The organism is Micromonospora sp. WMMD729, from assembly GCF_049315225.1.
GTDB lineage: Bacteria > Actinomycetota > Actinomycetes > Mycobacteriales > Micromonosporaceae > Micromonospora.
In genome coordinates this window covers 723,238-739,337 of the sequence record NZ_CP186059.1, presented here as the reverse complement: position 1 = coordinate 739,337, position 16,100 = coordinate 723,238, and the positions used below count along the sequence as shown (strand labels likewise).

The 16,100-nt window shown below is 72.8% G+C and carries 12 protein-coding genes; 5 read left to right on the top strand and 7 right to left on the bottom strand.

The window, feature by feature from the left end:
• Positions 1-83 precede the first annotated feature (83 nt).
• Positions 84-4,982, top strand: coding sequence for an SCO7613 C-terminal domain-containing membrane protein (locus ACN263_RS03455; RefSeq protein WP_422738374.1), 4,899 nt, complete (start codon positions 84-86; stop codon positions 4,980-4,982).
• 137 nt (positions 4,983-5,119) lie between these two features.
• Here the strand turns inward: ACN263_RS03455 and ACN263_RS03450 are convergent, their stop codons facing one another.
• Positions 5,120-5,776, bottom strand: a complete 657-nt coding sequence (locus tag ACN263_RS03450) for a TetR/AcrR family transcriptional regulator (protein ID WP_422738373.1) — start codon at positions 5,774-5,776, stop codon at positions 5,120-5,122.
• 58 nt (positions 5,777-5,834) lie between these two features.
• On the opposite strand from ACN263_RS03450, the gene ACN263_RS03445 reads away from it, so the two are divergent.
• Together ACN263_RS03445 and ACN263_RS03440 are read left to right on the top strand one after the other, a co-directional pair.
• Positions 5,835-6,665 carry an SDR family NAD(P)-dependent oxidoreductase gene (locus ACN263_RS03445; protein WP_422738372.1) on the top strand — a complete coding sequence of 277 codons (831 nt, stop codon included), beginning with the start codon at positions 5,835-5,837 and terminating at the stop codon, positions 6,663-6,665.
• Between the two features lie 43 nt (positions 6,666-6,708).
• Positions 6,709-7,032, top strand: coding sequence for a nuclear transport factor 2 family protein (locus ACN263_RS03440; RefSeq protein WP_422738371.1), 324 nt, complete (start codon positions 6,709-6,711; stop codon positions 7,030-7,032).
• Positions 7,033-7,086: 54 nt separating this feature from the next.
• Here ACN263_RS03440 and purE read toward each other — a convergent pair whose 3' ends face one another.
• The 6 genes from purE to mca form a co-directional block, all read right to left on the bottom strand.
• A complete protein-coding gene (gene purE / locus ACN263_RS03435) occupies positions 7,087-7,578 on the bottom strand; it encodes a 5-(carboxyamino)imidazole ribonucleotide mutase (RefSeq protein WP_422740586.1) in 492 nt (163 codons plus the stop codon).
• A 5-nt stretch (positions 7,579-7,583) separates the two neighbouring features.
• Positions 7,584-8,759, bottom strand: a complete 1,176-nt coding sequence (locus ACN263_RS03430) for a 5-(carboxyamino)imidazole ribonucleotide synthase (protein ID WP_422738370.1) — start codon at positions 8,757-8,759, stop codon at positions 7,584-7,586.
• Between the two features lie 28 nt (positions 8,760-8,787).
• Positions 8,788-10,824: a thioredoxin domain-containing protein gene (locus ACN263_RS03425; RefSeq protein WP_422738369.1), complete on the bottom strand. Its 2,037-nt coding sequence runs from the start codon at positions 10,822-10,824 to the stop codon at positions 8,788-8,790.
• A 40-nt stretch (positions 10,825-10,864) separates the two neighbouring features.
• On the bottom strand, positions 10,865-13,345 hold the full coding sequence (locus ACN263_RS03420) for a putative bifunctional diguanylate cyclase/phosphodiesterase (RefSeq protein WP_422740585.1): 2,481 nt from the start codon (positions 13,343-13,345) through the stop codon (positions 10,865-10,867).
• Between the two features lie 229 nt (positions 13,346-13,574).
• A complete protein-coding gene (locus ACN263_RS03415) occupies positions 13,575-13,868 on the bottom strand; it encodes a hypothetical protein (RefSeq protein ID WP_422738368.1) in 294 nt (97 codons plus the stop codon).
• 48 nt (positions 13,869-13,916) lie between these two features.
• Complete coding sequence (gene mca, locus ACN263_RS03410; RefSeq protein ID WP_422738367.1) at positions 13,917-14,798, bottom strand: mycothiol conjugate amidase Mca; 882 nt, start codon at positions 14,796-14,798, stop codon at positions 13,917-13,919.
• A 201-nt stretch (positions 14,799-14,999) separates the two neighbouring features.
• On the opposite strand from mca, the gene ACN263_RS03405 reads away from it, so the two are divergent.
• Both ACN263_RS03405 and greA read left to right on the top strand, forming a co-directional pair.
• Positions 15,000-15,440 carry a DUF4307 domain-containing protein gene (locus ACN263_RS03405; protein WP_422738366.1) on the top strand — a complete coding sequence of 147 codons (441 nt, stop codon included), beginning with the start codon at positions 15,000-15,002 and terminating at the stop codon, positions 15,438-15,440.
• 157 nt (positions 15,441-15,597) lie between these two features.
• Positions 15,598-16,095, top strand: coding sequence for a transcription elongation factor GreA (greA, locus tag ACN263_RS03400; protein ID WP_355048818.1), 498 nt, complete (start codon positions 15,598-15,600; stop codon positions 16,093-16,095).
• Positions 16,096-16,100: the final 5 nt, after the last annotated feature.

Below are 16,100 nucleotides of genomic sequence, written 5' to 3'. Positions count from 1 at the left end.
CCGCCGACAAGTGTCGAAATCCGCGCCAGCTTTGGGCATGCTGCGACAGTGGGAGTCCACAGTGCGGCGGGTGGAGGGGTGTCGTGGCGACCTTTCAATGCTCCTCGTGCGGCCGGGAGATCAAGCCGGCCGTGCACTGCCCGCACTGCGGGGCCGACCAGCCCCAGTGGGTGGAACATCTGGCGGACATCGAGCGCTCGATCGCGGAGATGAAGGCGCGCGACGCCGCCATCGCCCGCGAGCAGCGGCAGATCGCCGCCAAGATGCAGGCCGCGCTCTTCCAGCGGGACATCCTCGCCCACGCCGGTGAGGAACGGGTCAAGCAGGCCACCCGGCCGCGCCGGGTGCTTCGCCGCCGTCCCGGTCGCCGCCCGCCGACGGCCACCACCGGCGCGCCGCCGCCCCGCGTTCCGCGCCAGGGCATGCCGCCCGCCCCGGAGGATCCGCCGCCGCCCCCGCCCCGGGCGTCCTGGCTGGACGCCGACGACCCCGAGCACCCGCCGGAGGCGTCCAGCCGGGAGGTGCAGAACATCCCGCTCGGGCTGGGCGCGCTGCTGCTCGCCGTGGCCGCGGTGGTCTTCGCCGCGGTGGCCACCAGCTCGATGGACGCGCTGGCCCGCCTCGGCGTGCTGCTGCTCGCCACGGCGCTGATGCTGCTCGCCCCACCGGCGTTGGCCCGGCGCGGGCTCACCTCCACCGCGGAAACGATCTCGGCGGTGGGTCTGCTGCTCGTGCCGCTGGCCGGCTACGCGCTCTGGGCGGTGGACCGGATCGGCAGCGGCACCTCGGGCGCCGTCTTCGCCGGGTTGATCTTCGCGGCCACCGCCGCCGTGTCCGTCGGGTACGCCGCCTGGACGGGCCTGCGCGCCCCCCGCTTCGCGACCGTGGTCGCCGCGCAGCCGGTCCTACCGCTGCTCGCGTACGACCGGATCACCGGGCCGGGTGGCTGGGCGCTGGTGCTGACCCTGGTGGCCCTGCTCGACCTCTGGCTGGCCCGCTCCCCGATCGTGGTGGAGCGCCCCGTTCCGCAGGACCTGCCGCGGCCGGCCGAGCCGTCGACGACGCCCCGGCAGCGGGACGCCGAGGCCCGGCCGGAGGGCGATCCGGAGGAGGCCGGCGAGGTGGTCGACGCCGGCGCGGGCACCGCCGACACCCGGCCCGCCCGCCCGGTGCCCGGGCTGCGCGAGCTGACCTGGTCGCTGCACGCGGTGGCGGTCGCGGTCGCCCTGGCGTACGCGGTCACCGCCCTGCTGCGGGCGCAGACCGTGCCGACGGCGATCGGTGCCGGGCTGGTGCTCCTGCTGGCCGCCGTGGTCGGGCTGGCCGGCGCGCTGGTGCTGCGCCGCCCACCGCTGCCCGATGTGGCGGCCGGCATCGTCACCCTGGCCGTGATCGGCGCGTTCGGCCGGGTCGCCTCGGTGGCCCTGCCCGGTCAGGCGCTGCTGCTGATCGCGGCGGTGATCACGGCGACCGGACTGGCGGTACGCGCGATCCCCGAGGCCGCCCGCCGTGGCCCGCAGATCGCCTCGGCGGTGGCGCTCACCGTCAGCGGGCTGGTGGTCGCCGGCGGCGCCCTGCGGGCCGGCGTCGCGCCAGTCCGGGCGGCGCTGCCCGCCTGGGACGCCGACCTCGACCGGCACGCCGCCGAGCTGGCCGCTTCCGTCGGCCCGACCACCTGGCAGCTCGCCGCCGCCGCGTTCCTGCTCACCATCGCCGCGATGCTGGCCCTGCCACCGGAGATCCGCCGCGAGTTCGCGGTCGCCGGTGCCGCGCTGACGGCGCTCGCCGTACCGGCATCGTTCGGCCTCGGCTGGGCGGCCGCCCCCTGGCCGATGGTGATCACCGCGATCGGCATCGGCGTCATCGGCCTCTCCGCGCGTACCCCCCGGGCCGCCCTGGCCCACGGGGTCGGCGCGGCCGTGGTGGGCCTGTTCGGCGCGGGCGCCGGCCTGTCCCGGCCCGCGCTCACGGCCGCCGTCCTGCTCACCCTGTTCGCGGCCGGCGCGCTGGTCGCACTGGCTCCCCGGGTACGCATCGCCTCGGCCACCGCCGAGACGGTCACCGAATGGGCCGCCGGAGGCGCGGCCTTCGCGCTGCCCGGCGCGGTGGCCGCGTTCGTGGCCGCCACCGTGCCCGTCGACGAGACCCCCACCCCGGCCAGCCTGCGCGAGGCGACCGTCCCGGTGCTCGCGGCGAGCTTCCTGGCCGTCTGCGTGACCCTCGGGTACGCCGCGATGGTGCAGGTCTCCCAGCGGCGCATCCCGGTGCCGCTGTCGGTCGGCACCGGGATGGGTGCGCTCGTCGTCACCGCCGCCGCCTTCGGCGCACCCGGCGCCACCGTCGCCGACGCCTGGGTCGGGGCGCTGCTGCTGATCGCCGCGGTGCTGCTCTTCCTGGCTCCCTCGATCGACGCCGGTCGCCGCTCCGACCTCACCCTGGACGGCTCCGACCTGGCCGCCGCGGCGGTGACCACCGCCCTGATCGCCACGATGGTGCGGATCGCCGCGGTCCTCGCCCCGGGTGGGCAGTTGGCGGTGGCCGCCGGCCTGGTCCTGGTCGTCGCCGTGGCCGCCCGCGCCATGCCCGAGGAGTGGCGACGCGGCCCGATCCTCGGCATCGCCGTCGGCGGCGTACTCATCGGGGTGGTCGCCGGTTGGACGGCGCTGCGCGGTGGCGTGGGCGTGCTGGCCACGCCCGGGCCGATCTGGAACGGCGACCTGAGCAACTGGCCGGCGGCGCCGACCGGCGGCTCGACCTGGCAGGCGCCGATCGCGCTGCTGCTGCTGGCCGTCGCCGCCGGTGTCCTGCTGCCACCGCCCTGGCGGTGGGACGCGTCCGGGGTGGCCGTGGTGCTCGCCACCATCGGCGCGCCGGCCGCGTTCGACCTGCCCTGGTGGTCACCGGTGCTGGTGGGAGCAATGGTCGCCACCGTCTTCGGGATGGCCGCAGTGGCCAGTGAGGAGCCCCGGGCCGGGCTGTCCCGGGCCACCGTGGCCGGGGTGGTCGCGTTGCACGGGGCCGGTGCCGGCCTGGTCCGCCCGTGGACCACCGCGCTGGCGCTGGGCAGCATCGCGCTGATCGGTGTCGTGGTGGCCACGCTGGCCCGGATACTCGCCCGGCCCCAGGTGACCGACCTGGAGACCGAGGGCATGCCGCCGCACCTGGCGCAGATCGGCGGCGCGGCGGCCGGTGCCGCGCTGCTGGCCCTGCCCGGCGCGGTGGCGGCGCTGGCCGTCGAGTTCCAGCACTCGGCGCAGGTGGTGCTGACCGCCGCGCTGGCCGCGTCGAGCCTCGGGCTGGCCGGGGTGGCCGCCGTACGCCGGCACGTCCCGCAGTTCCTTCCCTGGGTCAGTGTGGCCGTGGTCGGCGGGGCGAGCATCAGCGCGGTCGCCGCCATCCCCACCGGGCTTCCCGTCGGGGTCTACGCGGCCGCTGCCGCGCTGCTCGGCGTCCTCGCCGAACTCGTCCGCGCGGCGACCGTGCCGCCCACCGCCGCCGCCCAGCCGGTCCGTCGCTGGGCGGTGCTGCTCGACGGCGCGCTCCGCCGGCTGCCGGACGACCCGGATCGGCGACGGTGGCGGGTCAGCCCCTCGGCCGGCGCGCTCGCGGCCGCCGCGCTGCCGACCGCTCTGGCCGTCGTCACGATCGCACCCACGCTGCTCTTCGCCCTGGTCGAGCCGCAGCGCACGGTGAACCGGATCTGGCAGGGTCCGCCACCGGAACTGCTCACCCCGCCGCCGGACGTGGTCAACCCGACCCACGTGCTGACCGCGCTCCTCCTCACGGCGACGGCCGCCCTGGCCGCCACCGGTTTCAGCGGCGGACGGCGTTCCCGGGCCGTACCGGTGGTGCTCCCCGGCGCCGCCGTCACGCTGCTGATCGCGCCCATCGCGCTGGGCAGCAGGTGGCCGGCGAGCACCCTCGCCGCGCTCTCCGTGTTCAGCATCGCCATGCTCGGTCTCGCCCTGACCCCACCACCGCCGCTCGTGGAGCCGGCCCGTTCGCTGCGGCTGGCCCGGGTGCTGGTGTTCGTCATCGGCCTGGCCGCCGGTGGCGCCGGCCTCGCCGGCAGCCTGGCAGAGCGGCAACTGACCCTGTTCACCCTCGGCGGCGCGGTCGGCGTCGGGGCGGTGGCGGCCCTGTTCGGCACCACCCAGCGGGCCCGCATCCTCGGCTGGCTGTTCGCCTCGATCATGGCCCAGCTCTTCGTGCTCACCGCCGGCCTGATCGCCGGGCTGGCCCCGGTCTGGTCCGCGTTCGGCGTGCTCGCCGTCGGCGCGGTCCTCCAGGTGCTCGCGGCGACCCTGCCGCAGTTGCGCCGCCCCGAGGCGCAGCGCGAGGCGTCCACCGTGCAGTGGAGCGGGTACGCGGCGGCCCTCATCGCGCTGGCGCTCGCCTTCGACTCACCGCGGCACATCGCCGCCCTGCTGGCCGCCTGGGGTGCCGTCCTCGGCGTGGCGGCCACCCGGCCCGGTCGACGGCCCGTGGAGCGCCGGATCCTCTTCTGGTCGGTGGTGTTCTGCGAGATCACCGCCTGGTGGATCCTGATGCGGGTCGCCGACGTGGCGCTGCCCGAGGCGTACACGTTGCCGTTCGCCGCGCTGGCGCTGCTGGTCGGCATCCTGGAACTGCGGCACCGGCCGGACCTGAGCAGCTGGGTGGCGTACGGGCCGGCGCTGGTCGCCGCATTCGTGCCGACGCTGGCGATCGTGCTGGCCACCGAGTCCAGCACGCTGCGGCAGATGCTGCTCCTGCTCGGCGCGGTGGCGGTGCTGATCTTCGGGTCGTCCAGCCGGCAGCAGGCGCCGGTGATCGTCGGCGCGACGGTCACCGCGATCGCCGCGATCCACGCGCTGGTCAGCCTCGGCCCGTGGCTGGCGCTGATCCCGGTGGGCATCCTGCTGCTCGTCCTCGGTGCCAGCAACGAACGCCGCCGCCGCGCCCAGGAACGCCTCCAGACCGCCCTACGCGGCATGAGATGAATCGGAGGGTCCCTGTGGCGTGGGTGAGCGTGCCGGGTCCGCCGGGGGTTGCCGCGATCTTGCACTTTCTGTCGCGGCATAACGGGATAAATGCCGCGTAACGACGACCGAAAGTGCAAGATCGCGGGGACCGGGCCCTAGCGGGCCAGGCGGTCCAGTAGTTCGTCGAGTAGTGCGCGTTCGCCTGGGGTGAGGTCGCCCGGGTCGTCGGCGACCAGCGCACGCAGTGTCAGGGCGGCGCTCGTACGGTTCGCGGGGGCCTCGGTGGAGGGCGCGCGCAGGACACCGGCCAGCGCGGCCTCGCGGACGCGTCGGGACAGCTCGAAATCCGGCTCCGGCTGGCTGATCAACGTCAGCGTGATGCCGACGTTGGCGGCGAGCACCTGCTCGGCGGCGTCGTCCACCGGCACCTTGAGCAGGCCCTGGGTTGCGGTGTCGGTGAACCGCTGGCGCAACGCGGCGTGCGCGGGAGCGGTCACGGCGCAGGGCTTTCCCGGCTCGACGCGCCCGTAGAGCAACCCGTAGAACGACGGGTGCTCCAGCCCGAACCGTACGTGCCTGTCCCAGCCCTCACGCAGGTCCTCCAGCGGGTCGCCGGAGCTCTCGACCGCCGTGTACTGGGTGAAACCGTGGTTCACCACGGCGTCGATCAGGCCCTGCTTGCTGCCGAAGTGGTGGTACAGCGTGGGGGCCTGCACGCCCGCGCGCTCGCACACCGCCCTCGTGGACATCGTGCCGCCGGCCTGCAGCAACTCCGCCGCGGCGAGCAGCAGTCGATCTCGTGCGTTCTGCATGGTTGCTATAGTAACTTACATAGCGCTACATTGCTCTCTATAGCGAGAGGAGAAGTCCATGAGGACTTGGTTCATCACGGGTGGGACGCCCGGAGGATTCGGCCTGGTCTACGCGGAGGCCGCACTGGACCAGGGCGATCGGGTGGTGGTGACCGCCCGACGACCCGCTGAGCTGCGGGAATGGGCGGAACCGTACGGCGACCGGGTGCTGGTTCTCCAGCTCGACGTCACCGATGCCGACCAGGTGCGTGCGGCGGTCAAGACGGCAGAGGAGCGGTTCGGCGGAATCGACGTGCTCGTCAACAACGCGGGTCGGGGCTGGTACGGCTCGGTCGAGGGAGCCCCGGACGAGATCGTTCGCCGCACGTTCGACCTCAACCTGTTCGCTGTGGTCGAGGTGATGCGCGCGGTCCTGCCCGGCATGCGGGCACGCGGCGACGGCTGGATCGTGAACATGTCATCGGTGGCCGGCCTCGTCGGCGCGGAAGGGTTCGGCTACTACGCGGCGGCGAAGTTCGCGCTCGAAGGACTGTCGGAGACACTGCGCCAGGAAGTCGAGCCGTTCGGCGTACGGGTGCTCGTCGTCGAGCCGGGTGCGTTCCGCACCAGGGCCTTCGCCTACTTCCAGAACGAGCCCGTCAACGAGACCGTCGACGCCTACGTGCCGATGGTCGAGGGCGTCAAGGCGGCGTTCGTGGAACATGACGGCAGGCAGGCGGGCGATCCCGTTCGTGGAGTGCAGGCCGTGATCAACGCGATGAACGCACCCCTACCACCGAAACGAATCGTGCTCGGGAACTCCGGGTACGACGCCGTTGTCGCCATGCACGAGAACGCGCTGGCGGAACTGCGCGCGAACGAGAAGCTTTCCCGCAGCGCGGACTTCTGAGCCGATTCACCAGCACGGCACTCAAAGAAATCGGAGAGCGGACATGAACGACATCACCCTGCCCAAGGCCGTCGACACCTTCATCGCGGCCACCAACGCGCACGACGCGAATGCGTTGGCCGCGGTGTTCAGTGATGGGGCCATCGTGCGCGATGACGGAAAGACCTGGACCGGCGAGGCCGAGATCCGCGAGTGGATCCAGGGGCACCTCATCGACCCCAGGGTCGTGCTCATGCCGACCTCGTTCGCGGACGACCGGCTGGTGGCCTCCGGGGACGGCGATTTCCCCGGCGGACCCTTGTCTTTCACATTCGAGTTCGACATCAAGGACGATCAGGTGACCAACCTCGCGATCGAACCCGTCTGATTCACCACCGGCCGGGGCAGCCTCGAGTGCTTCCCCGGCCCGGGGACGGAGCCATCAGGGCAGGGTGGCCTGGAGGGCCGCGTCCTTGGTCTTGATCAGCTGTTCCAGGTCCTGCTGGTAGGTGGCCATCCGGGTCCGCAGCGTCTCGTCGGACGCGCCGAGGATCCGTACGGCCAGCAGGCCGGCGTTGCGGGCGTTCCCGATCGACACGGTGGCCACCGGAATCCCCGCCGGCATCTGCACGATGGACAGCAGCGAATCCATCCCGTCGAGGTGCTTCAGCGGCACCGGCACACCGATCACCGGCAACGGCGTCACCGAGGCGACCATGCCCGGCAGGGCGGCGGCGCCACCGGCACCAGCGATGATCACCTTTAGCCCGCGGTCGACGGCCTCACGACCGTAATCGATCATTGCGACCGGGGTCCGGTGTGCCGAGATGACCCGCACCTCGTAGGACACCTCGAAGTCGTCGAGCACCTCGGCGGCCGCCCGCATGGTCGGCCAGTCCGAGTCGCTGCCCATGATCAGCCCGACGGTGGTCATGTCGTTCATTCGTGCCCCTCGCGCAGCCAGCGTGCGGCCCGCGCCGCCCGCGCCCGTACGTCGTCCAGGTCGTCGCCGAGCACCGTGACGTGCCCGATCTTGCGGCCGGGACGTACCTGCTTGCCGTAGAGGTGCACCTTCGCCCCGGGCTCGGCGGCGAAGAGGTGGTGCAGCCGCTCGTCGATCGACACACCGCCCGGCTCGCCACCGAGCACGTTCGCCGACACGACGACCGGCGCGGTCAGCGCGGTGTCGCCCATCGGGTAGTCCAGGACCGCCCGCACGTGCTGCTCGAACTGGGAGGTGCGGGCACCCTCGATGGTCCAGTGCCCCGAGTTGTGCGGGCGCATCGCCAGCTCGTTGACCACGATCGCCGGCCGACCGGCCTCGTCGCGCACCTCGAAGAGCTCCACGGCGAGCAGCCCGACCACACCGAGCGCGGTGGCCAGGTCGATGGCGAGCTGCTGGGCGGAGACCGCCAGCTCCTCGTCGAGGCCGGGCGCCGGGGCCAGCACCTCGACATTGATGCCGTCGCGCTGGACCGTCTCGACCACCGGGTACGCGGCCACCTGGCCGAACGGCGAGCGGGCCACCTGCACGGCCAGTTCGCGGCGCAGCGGCACCCGCTCCTCGACGAGCAGCCGGGTGCCTCCGGCGAGCAGCGTGGTCGCCAGCTCGGCGGCCTGGGTGGCGTCGTCCACCATCCAGACGCCCCGGCCGTCGTAGCCGCCCCGGGCCGCCTTGAGCACCACCGGCCAGCCGACCTGCCCGCCGAATTCGATTAGGTCGGCGGGCTCGCCGACCGGTCGCCACGCCGGGTTCGGCGCGCCCAGCTCGGTGAGGCGTTCGCGCATCACCTGCTTGTCCTGGGCGTGCAGCAGGGCGTCCGCCGGCGGGTACAGGGTCACCCCTTCCGCCGTCAGGGTGCGGATGTGCTCGTTGGGCACGTGCTCGTGGTCGAAGGTGACCACGTCACAGCCCTTGGCGAAGGTGCGCAGGGCGGCCAGGTCGGTGTGGTCCCCGTACTGGACGTCGGCGGCCACCAGGGCCGCGCCGTCGTCGGGGGCGCTCGCGAGCACACGCAGTGACTGGCCGAGGGCGATCGCGGCCTGGTGGGTCATCCGGGCCAACTGGCCGCCACCCACCATGCCGACAACAGGCAGACCGGTACGGGAATCCATAGCGCGGCCAGCCTACCGGGTGCCCTACTCAGCCCAGCTCGGCGACCAACTCATCGACCGAGGTGACCGGCCGCTGGCAGACGAAGCCCCGGCAGACGTACGCGGCGGACCGACCATCGACCAACGGCCGGTCGGCGAGCAACGGCACACCGGGCTGGTCCGGGAGGCCGGCGACCACCACCGCTCCGGGCGGGGCGTACCGCCGGGCCGCGGCCACCAGCGGATCGCCGGCCGGGTCGGCGGTCACCACCGCGATCTCGTACGGCCCGGACAGCAGCGCCTCGCCGACCGTGGCCGCGTACCCGGCGAAGCGGGCGTGCCGTCCGACGATCGGCGCCACGGTGGCGAGCGCGGCCTCGGCGGCCTCGCGGTAGCGGGTCTGTCCGGTCAGCGCGGAGTACGCCACCAGCCCGGCGACCAGCGCCGAACGCCCCGACGGGGTGGCGTTGTCGGTCGGATCGGCGGGCCGGGCGACCAACTGCTCCGCGTCGTCGGCGGTGTCGTAGTAGGCGCCCCCGGGCGCGGCGAAGCGCTCCAGTGCCGTGTCCAGCAGCTCACCGGCCAGGGTCAGCCAGCGCCCCTCGCCGGTGAGCTGGTGCAGCGCGCAGAACGCCTCGGCCACGCAGCCGTAGTCCTCCAGCACCCCGGCCGGCTCGCCGACCCGACCGTCGCGGGAGACCCGGCGCAGCCGTCCGTCGACCACGTGCACCCTGGCCAGGTGCTCGGCGGCGTCCCGCATCGCGCCGTCGGCCACGATGGTGACGCCCTCCAGCAGGTTGGCGTCCTCATCCTGCGGCGTCGCGTACACCGCGGCGACCTGCTGGAACTCGCAGATCGCGGTGATCGCCAGGCCGTTCCAGGCGGCCACCACCTTGTCGTCGCGGGCCGGCTGGGGCCGGGTGTCCCGGGCGGCGAGCAGTTGCCCGACCACCCCCTGCCAACGGGCACGGATCTCGGGCGCGGCGTCGTCGACGTCCCGGGCGAGCCGCAACACGCTCGTGCCGTGCTCGAACGAACCTTCCTCGGTGACGGCGAACAGGTCGGCGGCCCAGCGGCCGTCCTCGTCGCCGAGCGCCTCGATCAGTTGGGCCGGCGTCCAGGCGTAGGTGAGCCCCTCGACGCCCTCGGTGTCGGCGTCCAGCGCGGACGCGAACCCCTCCCCGGGCCGGTGCAGCTCGTCGGCGAGGAACCGGGCGGTGTCCCGGGCGACCCGACGGGCCAACGGATCGCCGGTCAGCCGCCAGAGCTGGGTGTAGACGCGCAGCAGCAGCGCGTTGTCGTAGAGCATCTTCTCGAAGTGCGGCACCGTCCAGTGCGCGTCCACCGAGTACCTGGCGAAACCGCCGGCGAGCTGGTCGTAGATGCCGCCCCGGGCCATCGCCTCGGCGGTGTGCCGGACGATCTCCAGGCTGCGCGGGTCACCGGTGCGCTGGTGGTGGCGCAGCAGGAAGAGCAGGTTCATGTGCGGCGGGAACTTCGGGGCACCCCCGAACCCGCCGTTCGTCTCGTCGTACCCATCGGCGAGGTTGCCGGCCGCGGCGTCGAGCAGTGGGCCGTCCAGCGGCGCGGTGGGGCCGCCCACGGCCTGCGCGCCGCCGATCGCCTCGACCACGGCGGCGCCCTGGCGCAGCACCTCGTCCCGCTGGTCCCGCCAGGCGGTGGTGACCGACTGGAGCAGCCGGGTGAAGTTGGCACGCGGGAAGTAGGTGCCGCAGAAGAACGGGGTGCCGTCCGGGGTGGCGAAGACCGTCATCGGCCACCCACCCTGACCGGTCATGGCCTGGGTGGCGGTCATGTAGACGGCGTCGACGTCGGGACGCTCCTCGCGGTCCACCTTGATCGACACGAAGTTGTCGTTCAGCAGGGCGCCGACCTGCTCGTTCTCGAACGACTCGTGCGCCATGACGTGACACCAGTGGCAGGCCGCGTAGCCCACCGAGATCAGCACCGGCACGTCGCGCCGTTTCGCCTCGGCGAACGCCTCGTCGCACCAGGGCCACCAGTCGACCGGGTTGTCGGCGTGCTGGAGCAGGTACGGGGAGGTCGCGTCGGCGAGTCGATTCACCCGACGACCATAACCACCCGCGCCGCGGCGTGCCGGGCGGTCAGGAGGCGCCGTCGGCGCGCAGCCGGAAGACGTTCGACTCGGCCGAGTCGCGCAGCGTCCCGAGCACCGCGCCGATCTTGTCGGCCGGCATGGGCTTGAAGAAGTGGTAGCCCTGCGCGGACGTGCAGCCCAGCTCGGCCAGGGCCAGCCGCTGTTCGGCCGTCTCCACGCCCTCGGCGACCACCCGCAGCCCCAACTCGTGGGCGAGCCCGACGGTGGTCCGGACGATGGCCGCGGCCTCCGGCGAGTCGGCCATCCGGATCACGAAGGAGCGGTCCACCTTCAACTCGTCCACCGCGATCCGGGTCAGGAAGGTCAACGACGAGAAGCCGGTGCCGAAGTCGTCCACGGCGAGCTGCACGCCCATCGACCGGAGGTTGGCGAGCACCTCGTCGATGATCTCCAGCTCGCTCATCACCACCGTCTCGGTGATCTCCAGGACGAGGCGGTGCGGCGGCACCTGGTGTCGGCGCAGCGCGTCGGCGATCTCCGCCGGCAGGCGGGGGTCGAGCAGGCTACGCGCGGACAGGTTGACCGAGATCGGAACGTCAAGTCCTTCGCGGGCCCAGCCGGCAGCCACGCCGAGCGCCTTATTGAGCACATAGCGGGTGAACGTGCCGAGCTGCTCGCTGTTCTCCACCGGACGGATGAAGTCGGCCGGGCTCAGCCAGCCCCGCCGGGGGTGCTGCCAACGGATCAGCGCCTCCACCCCGGTGGGCGCGCCGGTGGCCAGGTCGACCGCCGGCTGCAACGCCAGCACCAACTGGTCGTCGACCTTCAACGCCTCACGCAGCTCGGCGAGCAGGGCGAGCTGGTCGGTGCTGGCCGCGTCGCGGGTGCTGTCGTACGCGGCGACGCTGCCGCCGCCCTCCTTGGCCTGGTACATCGCGATGTCCGCGCGGCGCAGCAGCTCGGTCAGGTCGGCGGTGCCGGCGTCGGCGACGACCACGCCCACGGAGACCTCGATGGACATCCGCACCCCGGCCACCTCGGTCGGCGCGGCCAACCGCTCGGCGATCTCACGGGCCTGACGCAGCGCGTGCGCCATGGGCGCGGTCCGATCACCGAGCACGGGGACCGAGGTGAGCAGCAGCGCGAACTCGTCGCCGCCGAGCCGGCCGAGCAGGTCACCCGGGCGGGTCAGCGCACTGAGCCGATTGGCGGTCAGTCGCAGCAACTGGTCGCCGGCCGCATGCCCGAGGGTGTCGTTGACCTCTTTGAACTGGTTGATGTCCAGCAGCAGCAGCGCCACCGGATGGTCATGGGCGAGCTGCCGCAGCGCCTGGTCGCCCTTGCCGAGCATCGCCGTACGGTTCGCCAGTCCGGTGAGCGGATCGTGCACCGCCTCGTACGACGACCGGGCGGTGACCAGGCGCAGCTCGCGGTGGGTCGCGGCGTCGTGCAGGGCGGCGGCGAGCGCGTCACCGAACGCGGCCACCGCGTCCCGTTCCCGGTTGGTGGGCGGGGCGGAACGGGGGAACCGGACCCGCAGCTGACCGACCGGCGCGGCACCCACCGACAGGGGACGGACCAGCTCGTACTCGTCGGGCTCGGCCGGGTCGGGCGGGCTGACCTCCCGGTCGAGCAGCTGACCTGCGGCGTCCCCCCGGTAGCGACGCCACCTGCCGTCGGGGCGGGCCACCTCGACATCGACCAGTTCCGCGTTGAACAGCGTCAGCGCGCCGGTCACCGCCGCGCTGGCCACGCCTCGCTCGTCGAGCTGGTTGAGAGCCGCGGTGGCCTCGGCGAAGGCCCGCCACGTCCGACGTTCCTGGTCCGCTCGCAGCCGGTAACGGTAGGTCTGTTGCAGCAGCCAGAGCAGCGGTGGGAGCAGCAGCAACCAGCGCGGGTCCAACTCCAGCAACGCGATCACGACCAGGCCGACCGCCACGTTGCCGACGAACATCAGCAGCTTGCCGCGCAGCGCGGCCAGCAGCGGCGGCCCGATCGGAAGCCCGTGCCGCAGGCTCAGGCTCACCGCTCCGAGCCAGCCCGTCACCATCAGGTACGTCACCGACCCGGCGATCACGGCCAGCGCCAGCATCGGGTTCGGCGGGGTGAGCAGGGGATGCCCCAGTGCCGTGGTCACGGACACGGCCAGCGCCGACGCGGCGGCCAGCGACGCGGCGATCCGGACGATCTCCAGCGGCGGACGACGGTCGCTGTGCAGGGACAACCCCGTCCAGGCCAGCCCGGCGCCGATCAGGGTGGCCGACGGCAGCCAGCCGGCCGGGGCGAGATAGAGGCAGACGATCAGCGCGGCCTCACCCCAGGTGATGCTGACCATGCCGGCGGCGCTGCGGAACCGGAGCCGGGCGAGTTGGGCCAGGGCCACCACACCGACCGCGATGCCGAAACGGGCCGGGCCGCCCAGCGGGTCGTCAGCCGGCAGCCCGGACGGAAGCGTCAACCCGACCACGGCGGCGACCAACGCGGTCAGCGTCACCGCGACCGTCAGCACGCGCAGCCGGACCGGCATGCCGTGCACCCCGAGCCGGTCGAACGGGTCGCCGGCCGGGCCGGAGGTCATCGACCTCCCCCGTCAGCCGACCAACCGACGGTACGGCGGGCGGCCGGTGCTGTGCTGGTCATCGGCGCCCCCTCCCGCGCACGGCTCGGGGACTTTTGGTCCCCCGGCGGAAGGCTAAGCCAAACCGGGTGGTCGCAACAGGGGTCCACCACCCGGTTCGGCGTGATTCACGCGCGGACTACCCGTTCCGCTGCTGCTGGTGCCCATTGGGAGCGTGCGCGGATGAATCATGCGCAGCGGTCCCGTCTGTCGGATCGACGACTGAAGCGTCGGCCCTGGTCGGATCGACCGCCCGCCCCGGCTGCGGGAACCGGTCGGGCAACCGCCGCAGTCGGGCGTTCATGTTGCGGATCAGCAGGATGGTGGCGGTGGCCAGCAGCAGGATGAGGAGGAGACCCATCGGGCCGGCCAGGCCACCCGTGCGGGTGTCCCCGAAGTTGTTCTCCGCGAGCACCTGGGCAGCGGTCAGCATGGTCGTCCTCCGATGTGCGATTGCCTACCAGGGTAGCCCCGGCCGGATTCAGCGCGCGTGCGCCGTCTCCCGCACTCCGGCGAAGAGGTCGGACTCGGGCAGCGGGCTCTCCACCATGCTGCGCGCCAGCTCGAAATCCTCCGTCGGCCAGGCCCGCTGCTGCATCTCCATGGGCACGTGGAACCAGAAGCCGTCCGGGTCGACCTGGGTGGCGTGGGCGCGCAGCGCGTCGTCCCGGACGGGGAAGTACTCGGCGCAGTCCACCCGGGTGGTGATCCGGGGGCCCTTGTCCGGACGCTCGTCCCAGCGCTTGAGCCAATCCTCGTACGGCGACTCGGCGCCGGTGGCGAGCACCGCCTCGTGCAAAGCCATGATCTTGGCCTTGGAGAAGCCGATGTCGTAGTAGAGCTTCAGCGGCTGCCAGGGTGCGCCCAACTCGGGGTAGCGCTCCGGGTCACCGGCGGCCTCGAAGGCGGCCACGCTCACCTTGTGGCACATGATGTGGTCGGGGTGCGGGTAGCCACCCTCCTCGTCGTACGTGGTCACCACGTGCGGTCGGAACTCCCGCATCAGCCGGACCAGCGGGCCGGCGGCCACCTCGACGTCCTGGAGAGCGAAGCAGCCCTCGGGCAGCGGCGGCAACGGGTCGCCCTCGGGCAGGCCGGAGTCGACGAACCCGAGCCAGGCCTGGTCGACGCCGAGGATCGCCCGCGCGGCGTCCATCTCGGCGCGGCGGATGTCCGCGATGTTGGCCCAGACGTCGGGCCGGTCGAGCTTCGGGTTGAGCACACTGCCGCGCTCACCGCCGGTGCACGTCACCACCAGCACGTCGACCCCCTGGGCGACGTACTTCGCCATGGTCGCCGCACCCTTGCTCGACTCGTCGTCCGGGTGTGCGTGGACGGCCATGAGACGCAGCTGCTCTGCCAACTTTCGGCGCTCCTCGTCTGTGCCGGCCGGTTGACCCGGCCGGGCTCGACCGGCTGACCTGCCAGGGAACTCCCCCGCCCCGCCGCCGGTCGGCACCTGCGGGACCCGACCTGCCATTCCTGGTGTTCGGCCGGGCTGGGAGGATGGACTCCTGCCATTCTTGCCGATGCCGCCGACAACAACGCCAGGAGATACCCGCCGGTGACCGAGACGCACGCCACAATTTCACCGGGCGCGCCGGTTTTCCCGGCCGGGCGCTACGGCCGACGCCGCGCGCCCGGCGGAGGCCGTCGTCGTACGCTGCTGGCCGCCCTGGTGCTCCTGGTGCTGGTGGTGGGGTTGAGCCTGGTCTCGCTGCGGCTCTACCGGCAGTACGGCGACCCGGTCTACGACGCCCAGGTGATCACCTACACCGACATCACGGACAGTCAGGTCGTAATCGACTTCCGGGTACGGGTGCCGGAGGGCGGCTCGGCCGTCTGCGTCCTGCGCGCCCGCGACCGCGCCGGCGTCGAGGTGGCCCGCGACGAGGTCACGGTGACCGCCGCACCGGGTGAGCGGCACGTCAGCGCCCGGCACCGGCTGGCCACCAGCGCCCGGCCGTTCATCGGCGAGGTGCTGCGCTGCCGGCAGCCGTCCTGAACTGCTGAGACATCACTGGGTAGGGGCCTTTGCCCGGCATCGACCGTAGGTGTCGGATACGCACACCGCCGGTGATCGCCGACACGCTGTGTCGTACCGCACTGGTAACTTGGTAGTTCACCTGTCAGCCAGCCACGCACAACCGAGGAGAACGCCTGTGTCCACTGGCAACGAGGCGCCCGCCACCTGGCTGTCCCAGGACGCGTACGACCGCCTCCAGGCCGAGCTCGACGAGCACATCGCCAACCGGCCGGCGATCGCGGCCGAGATCAACGCTCGCCGCGAAGAGGGCGACCTGCGGGAGAACGGCGGCTACCACGCCGCCCGTGAGGAACAGGGCAAGGCCGAGGGTCGCATCCGCTACCTGCAGGAGCTGCTGCGCACCGCGAAGGTCGGCGCGGCGCCGACCGCCGACGCGGTGTCGCCCGGCATGGTGGTGACGATCTACTTCGACGACGACACCGACGACACCGAGACCTTCCTGCTCGGCTCGCGGGAGATCGCCGCCACCACCGACCTGACGGTCTACAGCCCCGAGTCGGCCCTGGGCAAGGCGATCCTGGGTGGTCGTGCCGGCCAGACCTGCACCTACACGGCACCGAGTGGCGCCGATATCAAGGTGACCGTGGTCAGCTTCGAGCCGTTCTCCGGCTGAGCGCC